Source organism: Arthrobacter sp. BC5 (assembly GCF_056680255.1).
This window is the reverse complement of the sequence record NZ_JBWXPX010000003.1, coordinates 41,214-58,528: the sequence shown is the minus strand read 5'-3', so window position 1 is coordinate 58,528 and position 17,315 is coordinate 41,214. Positions and strand designations below refer to the sequence as shown.

Annotated in this window: 20 protein-coding genes and 1 pseudogene; 12 read left to right on the top strand and 9 right to left on the bottom strand. The window is 61.6% G+C overall.

The window, feature by feature from the left end; genetic code table 11:
• The first annotated feature begins 8 nt into the window (after positions 1 to 8).
• The 7 genes from AC1MFI_RS19215 (at position 9) to AC1MFI_RS19185 (ending at position 4,052) form a co-directional block, all read left to right on the top strand.
• Entirely contained in the window at positions 9 to 287 is a 279-nt protein-coding gene (locus tag AC1MFI_RS19215) for a hypothetical protein (protein ID WP_479821350.1), read from the top strand.
• A 227-nt stretch (positions 288 to 514) separates the two neighbouring features.
• Positions 515 to 1,207 carry a GNAT family N-acetyltransferase gene (locus tag AC1MFI_RS19210; RefSeq protein WP_479821349.1) on the top strand — a complete coding sequence of 231 codons (693 nt, stop codon included), beginning with the start codon at positions 515 to 517 and terminating at the stop codon, positions 1,205 to 1,207.
• Between the two features lies 1 nt (position 1,208).
• Positions 1,209 to 1,427 carry a hypothetical protein gene (locus tag AC1MFI_RS19205; protein WP_479821348.1) on the top strand — a complete coding sequence of 73 codons (219 nt, stop codon included), beginning with the start codon at positions 1,209 to 1,211 and terminating at the stop codon, positions 1,425 to 1,427.
• A gap of 169 nt (positions 1,428 to 1,596) precedes the next feature.
• Positions 1,597 to 1,953 carry a hypothetical protein gene (locus AC1MFI_RS19200; protein ID WP_479821347.1) on the top strand — a complete coding sequence of 119 codons (357 nt, stop codon included), beginning with the start codon at positions 1,597 to 1,599 and terminating at the stop codon, positions 1,951 to 1,953.
• A gap of 110 nt (positions 1,954 to 2,063) precedes the next feature.
• Positions 2,064 to 2,327 (top strand): hypothetical protein, encoded by a 264-nt coding sequence (locus AC1MFI_RS19195; protein ID WP_479821346.1) that lies wholly within the window; start codon positions 2,064 to 2,066, stop codon positions 2,325 to 2,327.
• Positions 2,324 to 3,517, top strand: coding sequence for a glycosyltransferase (locus tag AC1MFI_RS19190; RefSeq protein ID WP_479821345.1), 1,194 nt, complete (start codon positions 2,324 to 2,326; stop codon positions 3,515 to 3,517). The genes AC1MFI_RS19195 and AC1MFI_RS19190 overlap by 4 nt, the downstream gene beginning before the upstream one ends.
• A 112-nt stretch (positions 3,518 to 3,629) precedes the next feature.
• The gene (locus AC1MFI_RS19185; RefSeq protein WP_479821344.1) at positions 3,630 to 4,052 is read left to right on the top strand and encodes a hypothetical protein; all 423 of its coding nucleotides are present in this window, start codon (positions 3,630 to 3,632) and stop codon (positions 4,050 to 4,052) included.
• 414 nt (positions 4,053 to 4,466) lie between these two features.
• On the opposite strand, the gene AC1MFI_RS19180 is transcribed toward AC1MFI_RS19185, so the two are convergent.
• Positions 4,467 to 4,766: a DUF503 domain-containing protein gene (locus AC1MFI_RS19180; RefSeq protein WP_479821425.1), complete on the bottom strand. Its 300-nt coding sequence runs from the start codon at positions 4,764 to 4,766 to the stop codon at positions 4,467 to 4,469.
• 354 nt (positions 4,767 to 5,120) lie between these two features.
• Between AC1MFI_RS19180 and AC1MFI_RS19175 the strand changes: the two genes are divergently transcribed.
• A complete protein-coding gene (locus tag AC1MFI_RS19175; RefSeq protein WP_479821343.1) occupies positions 5,121 to 5,864 on the top strand; it encodes an MBL fold metallo-hydrolase in 744 nt (247 codons plus the stop codon).
• Between the two features lie 244 nt (positions 5,865 to 6,108).
• Positions 6,109 to 6,588 (top strand): hypothetical protein, encoded by a 480-nt coding sequence (locus AC1MFI_RS19170; protein ID WP_479821342.1) that lies wholly within the window; start codon positions 6,109 to 6,111, stop codon positions 6,586 to 6,588.
• A 151-nt stretch (positions 6,589 to 6,739) separates the two neighbouring features.
• Here the strand turns inward: AC1MFI_RS19170 and AC1MFI_RS19165 are convergent, their stop codons facing one another.
• Entirely contained in the window at positions 6,740 to 7,012 is a 273-nt protein-coding gene (locus tag AC1MFI_RS19165) for a hypothetical protein (protein ID WP_479821426.1), read from the bottom strand.
• On the opposite strand from AC1MFI_RS19165, the gene AC1MFI_RS19160 reads away from it, so the two are divergent.
• Entirely contained in the window at positions 6,905 to 7,210 is a 306-nt protein-coding gene (locus AC1MFI_RS19160; RefSeq protein ID WP_479821424.1) for a GNAT family N-acetyltransferase, read from the top strand. The genes AC1MFI_RS19165 and AC1MFI_RS19160 overlap by 108 nt on opposite strands.
• Here the strand turns inward: AC1MFI_RS19160 and AC1MFI_RS19155 are convergent.
• The 5 genes and pseudogenes from AC1MFI_RS19155 to AC1MFI_RS19135 all read right to left on the bottom strand — a co-directional run.
• A pseudogene (locus AC1MFI_RS19155) lies at positions 7,191 to 7,430 on the bottom strand (acyl-CoA desaturase); the annotation flags it as partial. The gene AC1MFI_RS19160 and the pseudogene AC1MFI_RS19155 overlap by 20 nt on opposite strands.
• Before the next feature lie 98 nt (positions 7,431 to 7,528).
• Positions 7,529 to 8,656 (bottom strand): FUSC family protein, encoded by a 1,128-nt coding sequence (locus tag AC1MFI_RS19150; protein ID WP_479821341.1) that lies wholly within the window; start codon positions 8,654 to 8,656, stop codon positions 7,529 to 7,531.
• Between the two features lie 535 nt (positions 8,657 to 9,191).
• The gene (locus AC1MFI_RS19145; protein ID WP_479821340.1) at positions 9,192 to 10,370 is read right to left on the bottom strand and encodes a cytochrome P450; all 1,179 of its coding nucleotides are present in this window, start codon (positions 10,368 to 10,370) and stop codon (positions 9,192 to 9,194) included.
• Between the two features lie 790 nt (positions 10,371 to 11,160).
• Positions 11,161 to 12,261 carry a glutamate--cysteine ligase gene (locus AC1MFI_RS19140; RefSeq protein WP_479821339.1) on the bottom strand — a complete coding sequence of 367 codons (1,101 nt, stop codon included), beginning with the start codon at positions 12,259 to 12,261 and terminating at the stop codon, positions 11,161 to 11,163.
• Positions 12,262 to 12,516: 255 nt separating this feature from the next.
• Positions 12,517 to 13,347 carry a sigma-70 family RNA polymerase sigma factor gene (locus AC1MFI_RS19135; protein ID WP_479821338.1) on the bottom strand — a complete coding sequence of 277 codons (831 nt, stop codon included), beginning with the start codon at positions 13,345 to 13,347 and terminating at the stop codon, positions 12,517 to 12,519.
• Between the two features lie 285 nt (positions 13,348 to 13,632).
• On the opposite strand from AC1MFI_RS19135, the gene AC1MFI_RS19130 reads away from it, so the two are divergent.
• Complete coding sequence (locus AC1MFI_RS19130) at positions 13,633 to 14,175, top strand: DUF7793 family protein (RefSeq protein ID WP_479821337.1); 543 nt, start codon at positions 13,633 to 13,635, stop codon at positions 14,173 to 14,175.
• 335 nt (positions 14,176 to 14,510) lie between these two features.
• The gene (locus AC1MFI_RS19125; RefSeq protein WP_479821336.1) at positions 14,511 to 14,687 is read left to right on the top strand and encodes a CsbD family protein; all 177 of its coding nucleotides are present in this window, start codon (positions 14,511 to 14,513) and stop codon (positions 14,685 to 14,687) included.
• Between the two features lie 300 nt (positions 14,688 to 14,987).
• Here AC1MFI_RS19125 and AC1MFI_RS19120 read toward each other — a convergent pair whose 3' ends face one another.
• Positions 14,988 to 15,605, bottom strand: a complete 618-nt coding sequence (locus AC1MFI_RS19120) for a DedA family protein (RefSeq protein WP_479821335.1) — start codon at positions 15,603 to 15,605, stop codon at positions 14,988 to 14,990.
• Between the two features lie 164 nt (positions 15,606 to 15,769).
• A complete protein-coding gene (locus AC1MFI_RS19115; protein ID WP_479821334.1) occupies positions 15,770 to 16,981 on the bottom strand; it encodes a zinc-dependent alcohol dehydrogenase in 1,212 nt (403 codons plus the stop codon).
• Positions 16,982 to 17,315 lie beyond the last annotated feature (334 nt).

Here is a 17,315-nt window from a genome sequence, read left to right as displayed (position 1 = left end):
CGAAATAGTTGACCGGCGAGCTCCTCGACTCGGGCACGGCAGATCCTGTCGACCTCAATCTTGTCGGCTTCGCATGGTTGAATCCCTGCAAATACCTGACCAGCGGCGGCTGGCGTTCTGTGGAGGGGGACCACATGGGGTTGATCGCACAGCTTGACGGTGACCGAGTCGACGCACTGTCCTTACCTGCGGAAGATTGGGCGTTCCTGAAGGATTCGGAAGACCGCCGTCGGCTAACGATGCCGCTTTGTGCTTATAAAGATGAATCTGTGATCCGCCGCTGCTGAGGGAGGAGGCGGATAGGTGGGGCCAGCGTGGTTGCCTGCAGGGTCATCGTTTGTCGCCATCACTCAGGGTGGTTTTCTCCTTCCGGGCGTGTCGTATGTTGTGGGGCTGTCACCATCGGCGCAGGTGCTCGTGATGCCGGACTTCGTTTTGTTGCGGGTTCGAACTAAGCTTCATGGACCCGCGGTCTAGCAGGAGGCCATGGAAGCAACCATTGTGGAGGTCTTTCGTGAAAATTCTTGCCCCGGAACTACATCAGGCGGACACTGCCGCCCGGGCAGAAGACGTAGTCCACGTTGCCTCGACGGTTTCCATCACGTTGAGGGCCTCGAGGATGGAATTTGGAGAGCCCGTTGAGGCAGGTTACCTGATGATGGAAATTCTCGGCGACGAGCTGTGGGATGACGTGTCGAATCTTTCCCTGCGGCAATTACGCGAGTTGTGCAATCAGGTTTACAGGTCCCTGGACTCTGATCACCCGCCGGTTGGTGCTGCCGCCCGGTACGAGGCCCTGGTCGAGGAAATCGAGACAAGGGCGACCGCTGTGAGGAACGCTGTTCCTACTGAGAGGACCCGTAGCGCGTTCCGGGACAACACGGTGTACTCCCGGTTCGAGTTCATCCATGAGGGCGAGTTGGCCGGCTACGTGAGATACGAGCTGCGCGGTGGGCAGGTGATGCTGCTTGAGACGGTGGTGCCACCCCAGTTCCGTGAGACGGACCTGGAGGTGGAACCGGTGTTAATCCGGCGGGTCATGCTCGAGGCCCACCGGCGTCGCCTGGCCGTTGTGCCGTTGTGCAGGGTGGTGGCGGGCTTCCTGGTGGAGTACCCCCAGTACCTGACACTGATCCCGACCTCCCAACGGCCCAGCACCGCTTCCGCCGTCATACGAGCAGCCCTGGAGGCGACAGCTGGTGCCTAACATGGTCACCGGCAAGGAACCGCAGACACTCGCGACGGCCCTGGTGTTCGCGGTCAGGGACGTCCTGCCCACAGCCGGTGTTATGGACCCGAAAACGATCGCCGTCGAACTCGACAAAGGCTTACGCACCTACTGGGGTCCGGACCATGGCATCACCACGACCGAAATATTGGCCACCGCCCGTGACATCAAAACCAGCACCACAGCTGAATTGAACTAGCCGAACGTGCTGCACCAAACCAGCTGCGCTGGATTAACTGCGCTCTCTTAGCGAGGTGGCGGGTTGCTGAGCTTTTGGAGGCTGACACGAGGTGGTTCTTTAGTCCGCGCACGGACGGGGCAGCTGGGGTGGCCGGGACCGCCGGGATCCAACGTTGAAGGGATCTGTGATGACCAATCATTCCGAGGACAGCTACAGGTACTCTGTGGTGTTCAGTGAGACGGCAAGGAACCTGGCGTTCGTGGACTTCGATTTCGGGGATCCTTCCCAGAGCTTTCCAACCCTGAACGAGCTACGTGATGCTCATGAGCAGCTGGCAATGGTGTTCCGGAAGTTGGGGCGCTGGTACCAGCAGGTGGAGGCAGGACAGCACTATGCCGCCGACCATCCAGCAAGCACATCCGGTGTCCTGGAAGCCGCTTTCGAACTGCAAGCCGCAGCACAGCAGGCAACCGAACTCCGGAGGACCCTTGGACGGGCCAGTAAGGCAGCAAGCAGGATCCGGTGGTGCGAGGACCAAACCTGACCAGCCCCTGAACCGCGGTATCACCCTTGTCGGGCCGACGCCGGGCAGGGCGGCCCTTCAACCCGCCCCGAAATAACCCGATTGACGATGCCAGGATGTGAGAAGCAACAGTGAAACACACACCAGTGAAGTTCGGTAACGACCGGCAGAACAACCACGCCGTCGAGGAACCAGACACCGCAGCAGAAACCGGTGCTGGTGCTGGTGCCGGTGATGCGGCGACGGTCACGAAGAGCGCACCGTTCGAGCCAGTGGTTGTCGGGTTGTTCCATGACCCGTTGGACGGAACCGGGTCACGGTCCCTGCCCACCAGCCCGCTACGGGTTGATACCCGCGGCTACAGCCAGTGGGACCACGGGTACGGCCGATCGTGACAGCAAACGCCGATGGGAAGTCCTTGAGGATTTTAGTTGCTGCGGATACGTATCCTCCGCATGTGAACGGGGCGGCAGCGTTCGGGTCCCACCTGGTTGCTGCGATGGCCGAGCGCGGCCATGATGTCCATGTGCTGGCCGCACGGCCGGAGCGAGGCCCTGTCCGGGTTGAGGTCACGGATCAAGGCAGAATCTACCGGTTGAGGTCCCGTGCGGCACCCACTCACGAGTATTTCCGGATCTGCCTGTCGTGGGAGATCCGGCGGGACATACGGCGTATCTTCGATGAGGTCCGCCCCGATGTGGTGCATGCTCAAAGCCATTACATGCTCGGCAGGGCCGCCATTGATGAGGCTTCCCGGCGGGGAATCAGGGTGGTCGCGACCAACCATTTCATGCCCGAGAACCTTGAGCCGTTCTTGCCGTTCCCGCAGTGGTTCCGCGACATCATCGCCAGGAACTCGTGGAAAGACATGGGCAAGGTTCTGGGTGCCGCGGACGTGGTCACCACCCCGACACCGTTGGCTGCGCAGGCGATGCGCGAGCACGCGTTCCTGCACGAAGTCATCCCGTTGTCCAACGGCGTCGATGCCGCCCATTACGAACTGGCACCGGGCGAAAGCGTTCCCGTGGCGGAGCACCCGGTGGTGCTTTTCGTGGGGCGCCTAGCGAAGGAGAAAAACATCGACGTGCTGCTCACAGCCCTTGCCCGGACGGACCCGGCCCTGAACGTACACGCGGAGATCGTCGGCGGAGGGGAGATGCTGGCAACGCTGCGGGCCCTGGCTGTCAGGTTGGGCGTGGAGCACCGGGTCAGATTCCTGGGCGTGGTCGACGATGAACAGTTGCGCCAGGCATACCTGCGGGCGACGATCTTTTGCCAGCCAGGGACAGCGGAGCTGCAGTCCCTGGCGTCTTTGGAGGCGATGTCCGCAGGCAAACCCGTTGTCCTGGCCAATGCCATGGCCTTGCCGCACCTCGTGGAGGACGGAATCAACGGGTACCTGTTTACCCCGAACGACCCTGCAGACCTGGCAGCGAAGCTGAACAACATCCTCGTCCAGAATCCGGACCGATTACAGGACATGGGTATCGCGAGCCATACCAAAGCCACGGACCATAGCCTGAAAGCGACCATGGATGCCTTCGAAAACCTTTACCGCAACGACCCCGCCCCACACCGACCCTAAAAGGACGCACCATCAGCAACGGCGGCCATCGTCCATTAGATGACAGTAACAAGCCGGCCCATAAGCCTGTCCACGAGCCACCCGGAAGCATCGCTTTTTGAGAGGAGTACTGATGAACATCCCGAGGTGCAACAAGTGCCAGACAGACCGTTTTCTGACGTTCACCGGGGCCGGTCACGGCCACACCGAATACCCCGACACCAACACCAGGGCCGACACCAACACCGACACTGACACTGACACCGTCACCAACAGCGTCACCGACACTGACACCGGCGCGGTCTTTGGCACTAACACTGAGAGCCTGACCGCAAGCCTGACCGGAGACAGGAACGGCCCTGTTGATCATGTCGTCCACTACTTCTGCCAAGCATGCGGAACCAACGACGGGCACGCAGTCCCGGAGGACTGGGTGCAACCGCCAGATGCCCCGGATGTTGCAGAGCTCAGAGAGCGTGGAGAAATTTGGCTTACTCCTACTCAACGAAGTGTACGCAAGGCTGACGGCCGCTGGATCACCTCCGTCGAGGTATAGCCAGAATGCCTGCACCCTTTCGCGGGACGGGGGTGTTCCTTGCTTTGGTGACGCAACTTCCGCCGGTCTCTGGCAGCCATCCTCGGTGCCGGGTTTTTGGGCCCGCGGTCAATCCCCACGGGGAAGTCGTCGTGTCTCGACCAAATGTGTCGTAACTTAACGGCGGTTGTGAGACGACAGTATTCACTGTCTGGGCGGTTCGCCGGACTTCTCCGTAAAACGTCCGGTGAGAAATTTTTAGTGAGCATTGCATGGTAGGTCTGCGCCGAAGTGTGAGCTGAAAGCGGCGGCGCCGGGGGAGCCGTTTATGGGGGTGGTAATCCGGGCACCGCTTTCTGTTCCCGTTTGAGGGGAGTAGGTGGTCCGGGGCATGACTGTCACAATCAACCCGATGTTTTGCCAGCGGAATAAACTCTAGTCCTCGTTGCTGAGGAGCCGTCGTCGGGCGCTGAGCAATTCCACTTCCGGCCGCGCCGCAACATACCGCTCCACACAATCCAGCACATTCAACACATGCGGCCGACCCCCTCCTACCAAACTCCCCCCGACAACAACCCGACGATGCAGCTCCTGGTTATCGGCTTCGGCTACGGCTACGGAAACTTTAAACTTCCGGCCCAAATCCGACACCAGTCGCCGTACCACCGACCGCTTACTTTGCAACGAATGAACGTCACCGAGCAATACATCGAACTCAACAAAGCCGATCCATATGACTGTCCTCCTCTTCGCTTTGGAACTTCTGGATACCTAGGCTGTGGCTAAATTCCTAATCTTCGATTCTGTTGCAAGGGTTGAACCAGTAGTGAAGTTAAAAGCGTTTACCCCGGACGCGTTCCGCTGGCCCTTTTCAGCCGCCGCCGGGGACCTGCTGGAGTACCGACAAAGACCGGTCGCACGGGTGGACCCTCTTTACGAGGGCTGGTATCCCCCTTAGGCAGGGCCGAAGTCTGCAAGCCTTAGCGAGACTCGAAGCAGCATGATCATCTCTGGGTTGAGTTGACTTGCCTCCCGGCTAACTCCCACGATGAACAGGACCATCAGCTTACTGACAATCCAAGGAGCCCCATGATCACCCCGGAAGTCGCCGAAGGAGTCCACTTCATCACCCACGCCCACGTCAACTGCTACATCATCGAGGACGACGAGGGTGTGACCCTGGTGGACGCGGGCTTACCGAGCATGTGGCCCATGGTCCTGGAAGCTCTCGAAAGCCGCGGCCGGCGCCCGGATGAAGTCAAAGCGCTGATCCTCACCCACGGGCATTTCGATCACGTCGGCTTCGCCGCACGTGCGCAGCAGGAATGGGATGTGCCCGTCATGGTGCACCCTCTCGACGTGCACCTGGCCGCTCACCCCTACCGGTACAAGCCCCAACGCAACCGCTTCCTCTACCCGCTCACCCACCCCAAATCCCTGCCGCTGCTGGGCCGGATGGCCGCAGCCGGCGCACTGACGGTCAAGGGCGTGAAGGACGTCAAGCAACTGCCCACCGGCACGATCCTGCCGGTACCGGGCCAACCGATCGCCGTGCACACTCCCGGCCACACCGACGGGCACTGCATCCTCCACCTGCCCGACCGCGATACTGTCCTCAGCGGAGACGCCCTGGTCACCCTGGATCCCTACACCGGGACGACCGGTCCGCAGATCGTCGCCTCCGCAGCCACCAAAGACACCCGTCTGGCCCTTGCATCCCTGGACGCCGTGGCCGCCACCGGCGCCACCACCGTGCTACCCGGTCACGGAGACCCCTGGACCCAGGGTGTTGACGCTGCTGTGCGCCACGCACTGGTCATCGGCCCACACTGAAAACCTGCGGCCTGGCCGCTCGTGTCGTGCCCGGCGGGAAAACAGAAGTCCTTTTGCCCCTGCCCAGGTGCTGGCGGTGAACACCGGTCGCAGGACCTGTGCGGCGAGTGTCTTCTAGGAGAGCGGCCTACCCGGCAATACCGTCGGCCCCTCCACCAGCTGATGACCACTGCAGTAGCCCTTGCAATGTTTGCCATATTTGCGGTGGTTGCGGATGCTGCCAGGTAGGACAATACTCGGCAGCATGCCTACCAAAGAGAAGCCTTCCGTAGTGGGGTCGATTACCCGCGGTATCGTCGCAGGTGTTGCCGGGACGGTGGTGATGACGGCCTTCCAAAAATTCGTCGAAATGCCGTTGACCGGGCGGAAAACCAGCTACGCGCCGGCGAATCTTGCCGTGCGTATCCTGCCCATCCACCCGAGGACCCAGCAGGGGCGCGAACAGCTGAACTGGGTGACCCATTTCGCTCTTGGGACCATGTGGGGTTCGGCCTACGCGATCACGGCCCGCACCGGTCTTCGTGGCGCCACAGCAGTCGCTGTCGTCTTTCCCGTCGTCTACACCGGCGACGTCCTGCTCAATACGGCCCTCGGACTGTATAAGCCCGGCACATGGAGCGGTCAGGACTGGGCCGTGGACCTGATCAACAAGTTCGTGCAGGCCGCAGCGACCGGCGTGCTTTACGACCACACTTTCCAACCAGCCAAAGCCCTTCAAACCTAGGAACGGATTCCCGAAAGTGCGCGACTACTCAAGCTCTGGCACCCAAGCAACCCATCTCATTACCCGGAAATAGTCATAGCTGATGATCAGGGACAGCTCGCCGTGGTTTTCGTCCGCGCTCGAAGCGGAAGACACTTCTCTCCTGCCCCTTTCAGCGGCAGCAATTGATGCCCTCGCTCGTGGGGACCTGAAGAGCGCGCAGACTTTCTCCGGCCTGGCTTTGCCCACATACCTGGTATCCGAGGAATGCAGAAGGTCCTGTCACATAGCGGGTGATGACCCGACAAGGACCGCGGCTCCGATGCCGAATGGTCGTTTGATCCTCGACTACGAGCATCAGCGTATCGTCGGACAGATCGGATTCCGCCGAATCGGCGATGAATCCGGCGTCCTGGAACTTGGTGTTGCTGTAGATCCAGCCCATCGACGACAAGGGTATGGAAAAGCAGCCCTGCAGATTTTGTTGGACATGGCCCGGAACTCGCCTGAAATTTGTGCCCTGCAAATACGTACTGGAACGGACAACACCGCTGCAGACTATCTCAGAACCCACTACGGCTTCACGGAAACCGTAACCCCTCACAGCGCTTTTCCAACTGTGTGGAGATGTTGGCGGAGCTGATCATCTCGCGGACGTACCAGTCGCCGCGGGTCTCGCCGTCGACCTCTTCATCCTTCTCCTTCTCCTCCGTGAACGTGTCCGTTCCGTCGCGGAAGTGGCCGCAAAAGATGACGGCGTGCGCCCAGAAGTTGTGAATGGCATTGGCGGCGAGCGTCCCGCAGGGGGCCTGTTTACCGGAATCGGTCACCATCACGCTAACGGGGGTGACCGCGTAGTCCTTGGGCTTCCGGCTCTTGATGGCGGTTATGACATGCGGTTATGACCTGCGGTTATGACCTGCGGTTATGACGTGCGGCTAGGACAGTCAGGCGATCCGGATCATGGAGATGGGGGGAGGCGCAGTTCGGGTGTGACGGCGTGCAGGATGCGATGCAGGCTCATGGATACTGAGCTGGCTGCGCCGAAGGGGGTTTCACGGGAGGCCGTGTCGTAGATGGTGGTCTCCAATACGCGTAGAGCCCTTTGAGCCGCAGTGAGCGTTTCGTCGTCATTTTCCTCCACGGTCCACAGATCGAGGACTTCCCCAACGGCTGTGATGGCGATCCGCATGGGAGCGCGGATCACAGGTGGCAGGGGTTTTTCATCAGGAGTTCCATGAAGTGCGTCCTGCAGCATGTTCGTGATGTTCAGCGTGTGGAAGGCCACGGTTTCCAGCACACCGACGTGCTGATAGTCCTGGCTGACGTCCCGCGGATGAAATCGCCGACGGATGTTGGCTTTACGGCTTTCCTCCGCATACTGGACGGCATTACGGGCGTTTTTGGCGGCACGGGTGAGGTCCTCGCGTCGCTCGGACCACCGCTGGTCATTGGCATCCCAGTTTTCTTCAAGCGCCTCGCCCATGTCCTGCAGGTGACGTGCAGCGGTTCTGCGCAGCTGACTAATCTGTCCTACGGCGTCGTTGAGGTGCAGGGGTGGCACGATGAACGCGCTGACCGCCAGTCCTACACTGACCCCGATGAGTGTTTGGATGAAGTAGCCAAGTGAGTACCCCAGATCATTGTTACCGATGATTAGGACGAACAGTCCGGCAGAGGCAATTCCTGATCCGCCGCCCGCGGTGCGTTTGAGCATCGCGGCTAGCAGCACCCCCATGCCGACAACGAACGCCACGGTCCACAGGTTGGGTTCACCGACCCAGAGGGCCAGATACGCCAGGATGATGCCGACCGTGAGCCCTATGACGGTCTGCAGTCCGTTTTTCGCCGTCCCGGCGACCGTCGGATACATTGCCAGCAGTGCGCCAAGCGGTGCGTAGTACGGGTACTGCGCTGGAGCTCCCGGCACAGCAAGCGCGATCGTCCACGCGATAGCCGCGGCAAGCCCTGCTTTCCCCGCCAGGAGGATGTGGGAAGAAGCCACGAACCGTCGCAGCCAGTGCCCTACACGCTGATACCACCGCTCGTCAGGAGGCCGCACTGTGGAGGACTTCGATAACTGCATCATGCTCGCAGCACCTCCTCATCGTTTGGTTAGACCACCGGCCCAAGCCAATGACCATGAAGTACTAACCGTAAAGGTTCTGACTTCTTCCAGGACTTGACCGATCTGCTGGCCGGGTATGAGTAAGTGGTGATGAGGATGTGGGTGTTCGCCCGGCTGGTTCGCGGGCCTTACGGCTGCGCTCCTCGCGCTCACGACGACGGCGTGCGCCTGGTATGAGCTACGCCGATGAACGAGCAGTGTTCGCCTGCTCACCCGGGGCATCAGCTCGACGATACCCTGGGCATCCGGTTCGGTTCTCGCTCATGGCGGCACTCGCGCAAGCCGAGGAGATTGCCTTCGCGTCCCTTGCGCCACCTGCCGGTGTCCGGCTCCGCGCTCAGCAAGCAGATAGCAGGCCTCGAGGTCGCCAGCTTTGTCAGGTACTCAAGGGCTTCATCGGCAAGCGGCCCTGGGCGTGGCTGAATATGACGAAGAACGGCGAGGTTGTGGGGCGCGATTAGTTGGCCTTATGGGAAGTCGCTGGCGGCCTCTGCCGTCAGCTGCGCGGAGAGACGCCGAGGTGGACGGAGTAGTTGTCCATGGTGCCGGGCAGTGGGCGGGACGGGTCCAGCGCTTGGCCTTTTTCGACCTGGAAATCATTCCCGCTGACGAGTGTGGCGACCGCTGCGCTGGTGAGGAGCAGCACCAGCTGCTTGCCCGGGCAAACGACGGGTCCGTCGCTGAAGGGTACGAGGGGCCAGCCGTCGTCCTCTTCGGTAAGCCAGCGCTCGGGTGAGAAGTTGTGGGCGTTGCGCAGGGAGCGGTCGTCGCGGTGGAAGTAGGGCGCGTAGATTAGGAGGCCGCAATTGGCTGGCATCGTGCCCTGTTCCCATTGGACCGGTGTGGTGGTCTGGCGGAGGATCATCGGGGTGGTGGGCCAGAGCCGCAGTGCCTCGAGGATGCTGGCGCGGAGGTATGGCAGGAAGCGCCTGCCTGAATCATCGTCGTCGGCCTCGCGCCTTGCCGCGGCCATTGCTTCTGGATGGGTTGCAAGGACGGTCAGGGTCCGGAAGGTCGCCATGCCGGCGGGATCGAAGGCGAACAGCCATTGGGGCACCTGCTGTGCGGGTTGGGTGCCGTCGGACTTCGGAGCCGCGGCCATGACGGCGGCGAGGCTCCCAGGTTCTGCGTTCGCCAACTCCTGCTCGATGCGCGTCATGAAGTGGGCGCGCGTCTTTTTGCGCACCGGTTTGAAAAAGGCCCAGTTACCGTCCTTGCGCAGGCGGATCATCATCGTGGTGAGTTCCTTGTCGTCGCGCGCATGATCACCGAACACCACGCGGCGCACCACGCGATACCAGGCGTCGAGGAAGTCTCCCCAGGGCAGGACACCGCTTTTCACCGCGTCGGTGAGGAGCTGCTGCATTTCCTCTTCCACTACAGGGACGAACTTGTCGGCGAGGTGATGCACGGGGTGGTCGGTGTCGAGGACCTGCTCCTGCAATGCTCGGCGTACCGTGCGTACGGTGCCCTTTGAGATGAGGACGTTATGGGGCTGAAAGTGGGACAATGCTGCCCGCTTCTCGGTGCTGGCCGGCGAGAAAGGCTCGGGAGACTGGGCCAGGACGGTGTTCACGTCATCCGGCGCCAGCACCACCGCCTGCTTTCGAATCGGAATCTTCAGCATCAGTGGGCCCTCCGGATGCTTCGCGTGGATTTTCTTGACGATTGCCACGGCCTTTGTGTCCAGCTCGAGCCGGGCGGAGAGCCCGACGGCCCAGGGGCGTCGGATGATGGGGCCCTTCGCGATGGTGGGCAGGAAAACTCCCAACAACAATCGTGCGGTGTCCAGTGCGGACGCGGTGGGGAGGGTCGGGGGAGGCATGGGGAGTCCGTCCTGTTGCTGTCGGATGTCCTTTCCACCCTGCCAAGCATGGGCCGCGACCACAACGCCTTTCAATACTCCCGCCGGTCGCGTCCGGTGCCACCGCTGGGTGTGATGGGTTTCGATGTTGTAGCCGTCGATGAATCGTGTCCCCTGATCTGTCCCATCGTCAACGATGCACGTCCTCGTGGTGGAGCCCTTTCACGCGGCGCCGCTGACTGCGTCGAATGCGCTGTGGCACAAGCAGATCCATGCCGCCCATGAGGAGCTTGTCGGAAGGAGTGGAGGAGACACGACCCCGATAGTCGGAGACTTGAACTACCCGTTCTTTATTCGCAGCCTCACAGACCGCCTGAAGGACTCAGGGTACGACCTGTCCCTGAGTGACTCAACGCACCTACACCCGGTACAAGGTATTCAGGGGAAACTTCGATGTCGTCACCTCGCTCAGATTGGACATCTCAGACGTGGACATCCTGCCACGGGGCAAGTCCAACCACATGCCCATTCTCATCACCGCGGGCTACCGATACTTACCAGCGATACTTACCAGCACTAACAAGCCCCGAGCAAGACCTGAGCAAGCCTCGAGCAAGCCCCGGACAAGAGCTGCCAGCGATCCGCCTGAATCTGGGGCTGCTCAGTCGTGGGAGGGGGCACGGACTTCGCTCCCGGTGGTGAGGGTGACTGCGGCAGCCACGACATCGGACAGGTTCCCGGTGGCATCAAGGATGCCGCGTTGCTGCTGCGCTCCCGTGCCGCGGGTGAGCAGCTCGCCAAGCAGGTTTTGGGCCATGGATTCGTCGCCGGCCTCGCTGAGGGCGGGACGGACATGTTCCATCAGTGCATGCACGGCATCCTGGGCAGGGCACGGTTTACCGGTCACGGGATGCAGCAAATCCCCGGTCAGGCCAAACCTGCTGGCTCGCCATGCTGCCATGGCCAGCACCGCGGCGGGTACCGGTTCCGGTGTTTCACCGGCTTCCCACCGCCGGGACGCAGTGTCCACCAGGGCACGAACGAGTGCCGCGAGCAGGGCGGCGTCCCCGGCGTGCAGACAGACATCGGCGACCCGGATCTCAACCGTGGGGTGGTGGGAGGAAAGACGTGCGTCGAAGTAAACCATCGCCTCATCCAGCGGGACACCGGTGTCCAGCAAATCCCGTACACGTCGGCGGTACGCAGCAGTGGATCCGAAGATTTCGTTGGGCCCTGTCGTGGGCCACCTGCCCCATACCTGGGACCGGAACCCGGCGTATCCGGTGTCCTGGCCCTCCCAGAAGGGTGAGTTCGTCGTGAGAGCGGTCAGGACAGGCAACCAGATCCTGATCCGGTCCAGGACCGCGACGCCTTCCTCTTCTGAAGCGATAGAAACATGCACGTGACAGCCGTTGGTCAGCTGCTCCCGTGCCGTCAGTCCGGCATGGGCGGTGATGGCATCATACCGCCGGCCCGGCGTGCCGGTGGGAGTGACCGGCACGGGAGAGGTCGCCAGAGCAGCGATTCGGGCACCGGCCCTACGGGCCGCCGTATCAGCGATCACCCGTGATCGCTGGACATCGGCAGCCAGCTCGCTCAGCGAGGAATGGACCCTGGTGCATGTCTCGACCTGTTCGAGTTGCAGCTCACTGCTCATCCGCCCACCCAGACGCAGACTCCTCATCCCAGCACCAGCCGGTTGCGGCACACCACTGGCGGGATCCACCAACAGGAACTCTTCCTCAATGCCGAACGTACGCATACCACATCCTCCTTCTACACCTCCCCGCGAAGGGGCCTCATAAAGCTCTTCTACGGCCGGTTCACCGTTCGGCACGGACAGAACGCCCCACCACTCGGCAATGCTGGTCGATACCGCTTCCACGGCCCACATCGTGCTGCCATCTAGGCAGACAGCTCCTCAGACACCCCTCCCCGATCACGCACCCCACTAGTCAGGCATTCCGGATGCCATTGACCAAATGCCCAGGCGAAAAGCAATCAGACGATCAGGCAGTCAGGCACTGCGGGCGCTCCGCGTAGCCCGAACACGGTTGGCACCTTCATCGACGGGAGGCTCGGTGAGTAGGTGGGTCTGGAGTTTCACCAGGGTGCGGGCGAGCATCCGGGAGACCTGCATCTGTGTCATCCCCAAATCTGCGCCGATAGCCTGCTGCGTCTGTTCACGAAAGTAGCGACGGAAAAGAAGCTCCTTCTCCTTCATGGAGAGCCCTGTGATCACGGCCCGGAGCATGATCAGGTCCTCGGATCTGCCCAGCCGGCCGTCCTCCAGGCCAATGCTGTCCGCCAACTGCCCGTCCTCCTGCCCATCTTCCCGCCCGTCACCGCTCTGCCCGCTGTCAAGGGATACCGGGTAAAGACAGCTATGGCATGTAAGGGCCTCGGCGACGACGGACCGTTCATGGCCGAGCTCGTCTGCGATCTCCTGCACGGTTGCTTCCCGGCCCAGACGCTGGGCAAGCGCCGGGGCAGTCCTTGCGATAACCGGGCGAAGATCCTGCAGGTGTCTTGGTGGACGGATCACCCACGAATGATCACGCAAATAGCGTTTGAGTTCACCGTGAATGGTGGGGGCGGCATAGGCGGGGAAGGGAACACCGATGGCGGCATCAAAACCCTGCACGGCCTTGACCAAGCCCAGATAAGCGACCTGACGAAGATCCGCCATGTCCCGGCCAGCACCCGTATAGGCTGCCGCTACCCGGTCCGCGAGCGACAAATTCCCGAGCACAAGCTCATCATGCAGCACCCGCTGCACGGCACCCTGGGCGCGTCGTGCCTGCCCGGAACGGGCAGTCCTACCACCGTTGGAAGCATCCTCGCCCATCGGCTCATCCTCCCTTTCCCGTCTCAGCCCCACTGATCAGGGAAACAGAAGGGTACTTATTGTCCAAATGCTGTTCCCGGTTCCACCCCGCTCAGGTTCCCTCGACGGCTGTCCTTCCTCCACCGGGTCGGCGAGAGATGTGGGTCAATCACCTGTCGGCCAGTGGAGTCCTTCTCCGGGTTCTGCATAGGATAGGAACTTCTTGTCGGCCCCGCTGGTCTCATGCGCTGTTCACGGGGTGGTAGCCACAGGTGTACTGCCAGTTATCGAGCCGGGAGTTTGTTCGTGAGTAGCCACAACAGCGTCGTGCCAGGTTTCATCGTCGAGCGAATCGACAGGTGTGCAGTCCTTGTGGCCCCAGATTCTCATGTCTTGGTCACCGCGGCGCACGCCGTGGCCATCCTCCAGCGTAGTTTCGAACTCACCGAACACCGTCAGTACGTCGTGCTTGTCGACATGGGAATGGTTGACGATATATCCCCTGAAGCCCGCAGGGCATTCATGTCTGCCAGACATATTTTGGCCGCTGCGATGCTTGGCAGGAAACCAATGGATCGGATGCTGTCAGCCCCCTACGAGGATGCTGTCTACCCGTCGGAATACTTCACCGATAAAGGAACAGCGGTGCAGTGGCTGAACCTTATGCACGACCTGATGTGTGAGGATCCGGTTGAGCACACCATGAGTCTGACCGTGGACCTCGACCCGTTCGGCACACGACCCCGATCACGCCAGCTGAACCTCATTTCGCGCAAGAGCGATCTGCCGCAGGAAGCGACGTACCCTCAAGCTGTACAACCTCGGTCAGCAGCCGAGAGTGTCAGTTGACGATGACGATGATGATGCCGTCACGAATAGGAGAGAGCGAAAAGCGCCTCAGCTCTCAGGGCGAGAGGCGTCAACAGGCTTACGCCATCAGCTCAATCCACCATCGGACGTGGTTCATGAACCGGACCGCGTTATCCATAAAAGACTAATCAAAGCCAACGGCCAGGAGCGGAAGCTGCTCGTCGTCACCGTGCGAACGGCAGCCCTGCAGCAGCTCCCCGGCAGTTTTTCGACAGCGCTAGGGGACCTGCGGGCGGGATGGGCATGCTTAGACTGGGGGTATCGGCTCAAGAGCCGGTCAAACGACCACTGAAGTCAACCGTAAGGAGAACATCATGGGACTGGACGACAAAATCGGCAACACCGCAGAGAAGCTCGGCGGGCAGGGCAAGGAAGCCGCCGGCAACGCTACCGGTGACGAAAGCCTGAAAGCCGAAGGCCAGGGCGATCAGGCCAAGGGCGACCTCAAGCAGGCCGGCGAAAAGGTCAAGGACGTCTTCAAAAAGGACTGACACTCCGTCTCTCCTACGGTTGACCTAGCCGCAGGAGATTGAACGACGTGAAAGGGGAGTGCACCCGGGTCGGGTGCACTCCCTTTTCCGTGCTGTCTTTTCTGTGCTGTCACGGGCGGCCAAAATTCCTTAACGTATTGATGCTGCCGCGCACAGCGGCGTAGAGCCATGTCGGATTCTGTAGTGGTGTGGGTACGTTTCACTTGAACCCGCACCTCGATGCTCACCTGGTTCACGCATCTGCTGAAACGGGCGTGGCCAGGCGACCCGCGTGAAGCCGCTCGAGCCGCCCGCTAAGTTTCAGGCGTCGTCTTGGTTGTGGCGTCGTTTGATGCGCCGTCTGATGAGCGAGGCGAGGGTGAGCAGGATGGCTGCGTAGACGGCGTAGTTCAGGTACTGGGAGTACTGGTCGATCAGCTGGTACTGGCTGCCCAAGAGGGCCCCGAGCCCGATCAAAAGGGCATTCCATGCAGCGCTACCGGCGACTGTGAAAATGCTGAAGGTCACCAGGTTCATGTGTTCGGCACCTGCGGGTAGGGAGATGAGGCTGCGGACGCCTGGCAGGAGCCGGCCGAAGAAGATCGCCGATTTGCCGTGCCGCTCGAACCAGCCTGCGGCCCGCTCAAAGTCGTGCCGGTCGACCAACGGTAGTTTGGACAGCCAGCGGATGGAGCGCTCGAGTCCAAGTCGTGCGCCGATGCCGTAGAGCAGGAGGGCGCCGAGGTAAGCGCCGAGGGTGCTGGTGATGAAGACCAGGACAATGTTCATGCTGCCCTGGCGGGTCAAAAAACCTGCCAGGGGGAGGATGACTTCGCTGGGGATGGGTGGAAAGACTGTTTCCAGGAAAGTGAAGAGGCCAACGCCCCATTCGCCCAGGGCTTCGATGGAGCGGGCGGCGAAACCGACAATGCCTTCCATCTCCTCAGTCGGGCTTGTCTGCTGTTGTGCGCCCTGCACTCTTCACGCTCCTCTCAGTACGGCAATCGGCGACCGGCGTTCGGCGTTCGGCAACCGTGGACCGTCATACGGCGGGAGTGTCAGGGGGTTTGAACGATTTCGCCGCTGAAACGGGTGACGGGCGGCTATGACGTTGTCAGTACAGTCTTCAGCCAGCCTTCCTCGCGACGGTCGAAAGTCAGGTAGGCGTCTACGACGTCGGTGATGGGTTCGTGCTGGGTGATGAAGCGGGTCGGATCGAAGACGCCGGAGGCGACGAGGTCCAGGAGCGGTGGCGTGACGGAGCGGTGGTCGCAGTTGCCCATCCGGATCGTGAGGTTCTTGTTCATGGCTTGCCCGATCGGGTAGGACATCATCTGCGGACTGTAGACACCGATGATCCCGATACGCCCGTACTTCCGGACCGTCTCCACGCTCCACTGAGAGACCTGCGAGGGCGCGTTGCCCGGCACCCAGTTCTCGCCCTGCACGTTGGTCTTCGGGGCGACCTCGGCGACCTCCCGGGCGAACTGGTCGGCCTGCTGCTCGCCGGCAGCAGCCGCCGGACCAGAGGAGGGCCTTTGAGCGTCCACGCCGACGGCGTCGATCACGGCGTCTACCCCGATCCCGAGCGTGGCCTCCATCAAAGCTTGCACGGGGTCCTCGCGGTTGAAATTGATGACGTCAGCGTTCTGCTCCAGGGCCTGAACGAGGCGGGTTTCGACACCGTCGATCGCAAATACCCGGGACGCACCTTGGCGGAACGCGGAGGCGATGGCGAACTGCCCGACAACGCCCGCCCCGTACACGGCGACCGTGTCACCACGCTGGACACCCGCGAGTTGAGCGCCGAACCAGGCGGTCGGGAAGATGTCCGAGAGCAGGATGGCCTGTTCGTCACTGACAGTGTCGGGCAAGGCTGTCAGGGTGTTGGAGGCGTAGGGGATGCGGGCGTACTCGGCCTGCAACCCGTTCACTGGGCCGGTGGTCTGCGGGCCGCCGAAGAAGCAGGTCCCGGCCTGGGGGCCGTTGGGGTTCGCGGTGTCGCACTGGGCGGTGTGTCCGGCACGGCACTGCCAGCACACGCCGCAGGACATGGTCGAGGAGACGACGACCCGGTCACCGGGGGCGAAACGGCGCACTGCTGCGCCGACGGCGGTGACTTCTCCGACGGCTTCGTGGCCGAGGATTGTGCCTTCCTTCATGCCCGACATGGTGCCGCGGATGAAGTGGAGGTCCGTGCCGCAGATCGCGCTGCGCGTGATCCGGACAATCGCGTCGTTCGGGTCCAGGATGGTCGGATCATCGACGGTATCGAGGCGGATGTCGCCTTCACCATGCCAGACAAGGGCTTTCACGATGCGTACTCCTTCTGCGGTGCAGGGCCGCGGGTCGGGTGCTGCTCATCCAGCACTCCCTACGCTAAGAGCCCTGTCATGAACCGACAACCATGGAAGAAGGAAAGCGACCCTCGTTGTGACGTGAGCCAGGCCCGGGTACGAAGTAATTTGTATAGCTCGAATCCGCGGCCAGGTGAATGAACGCCGCGATCGGCTCCGGTCGTTGCAACACTAATCACTCGATCGCATCGCGAAGCTCCGACGGAACGAGTTCCGTGCCGCAGTCAGCCCATTGGAATCATTGCAACCTGGTGGATGTGGATCGACGTGGATGCAGATCGACGCGATACTT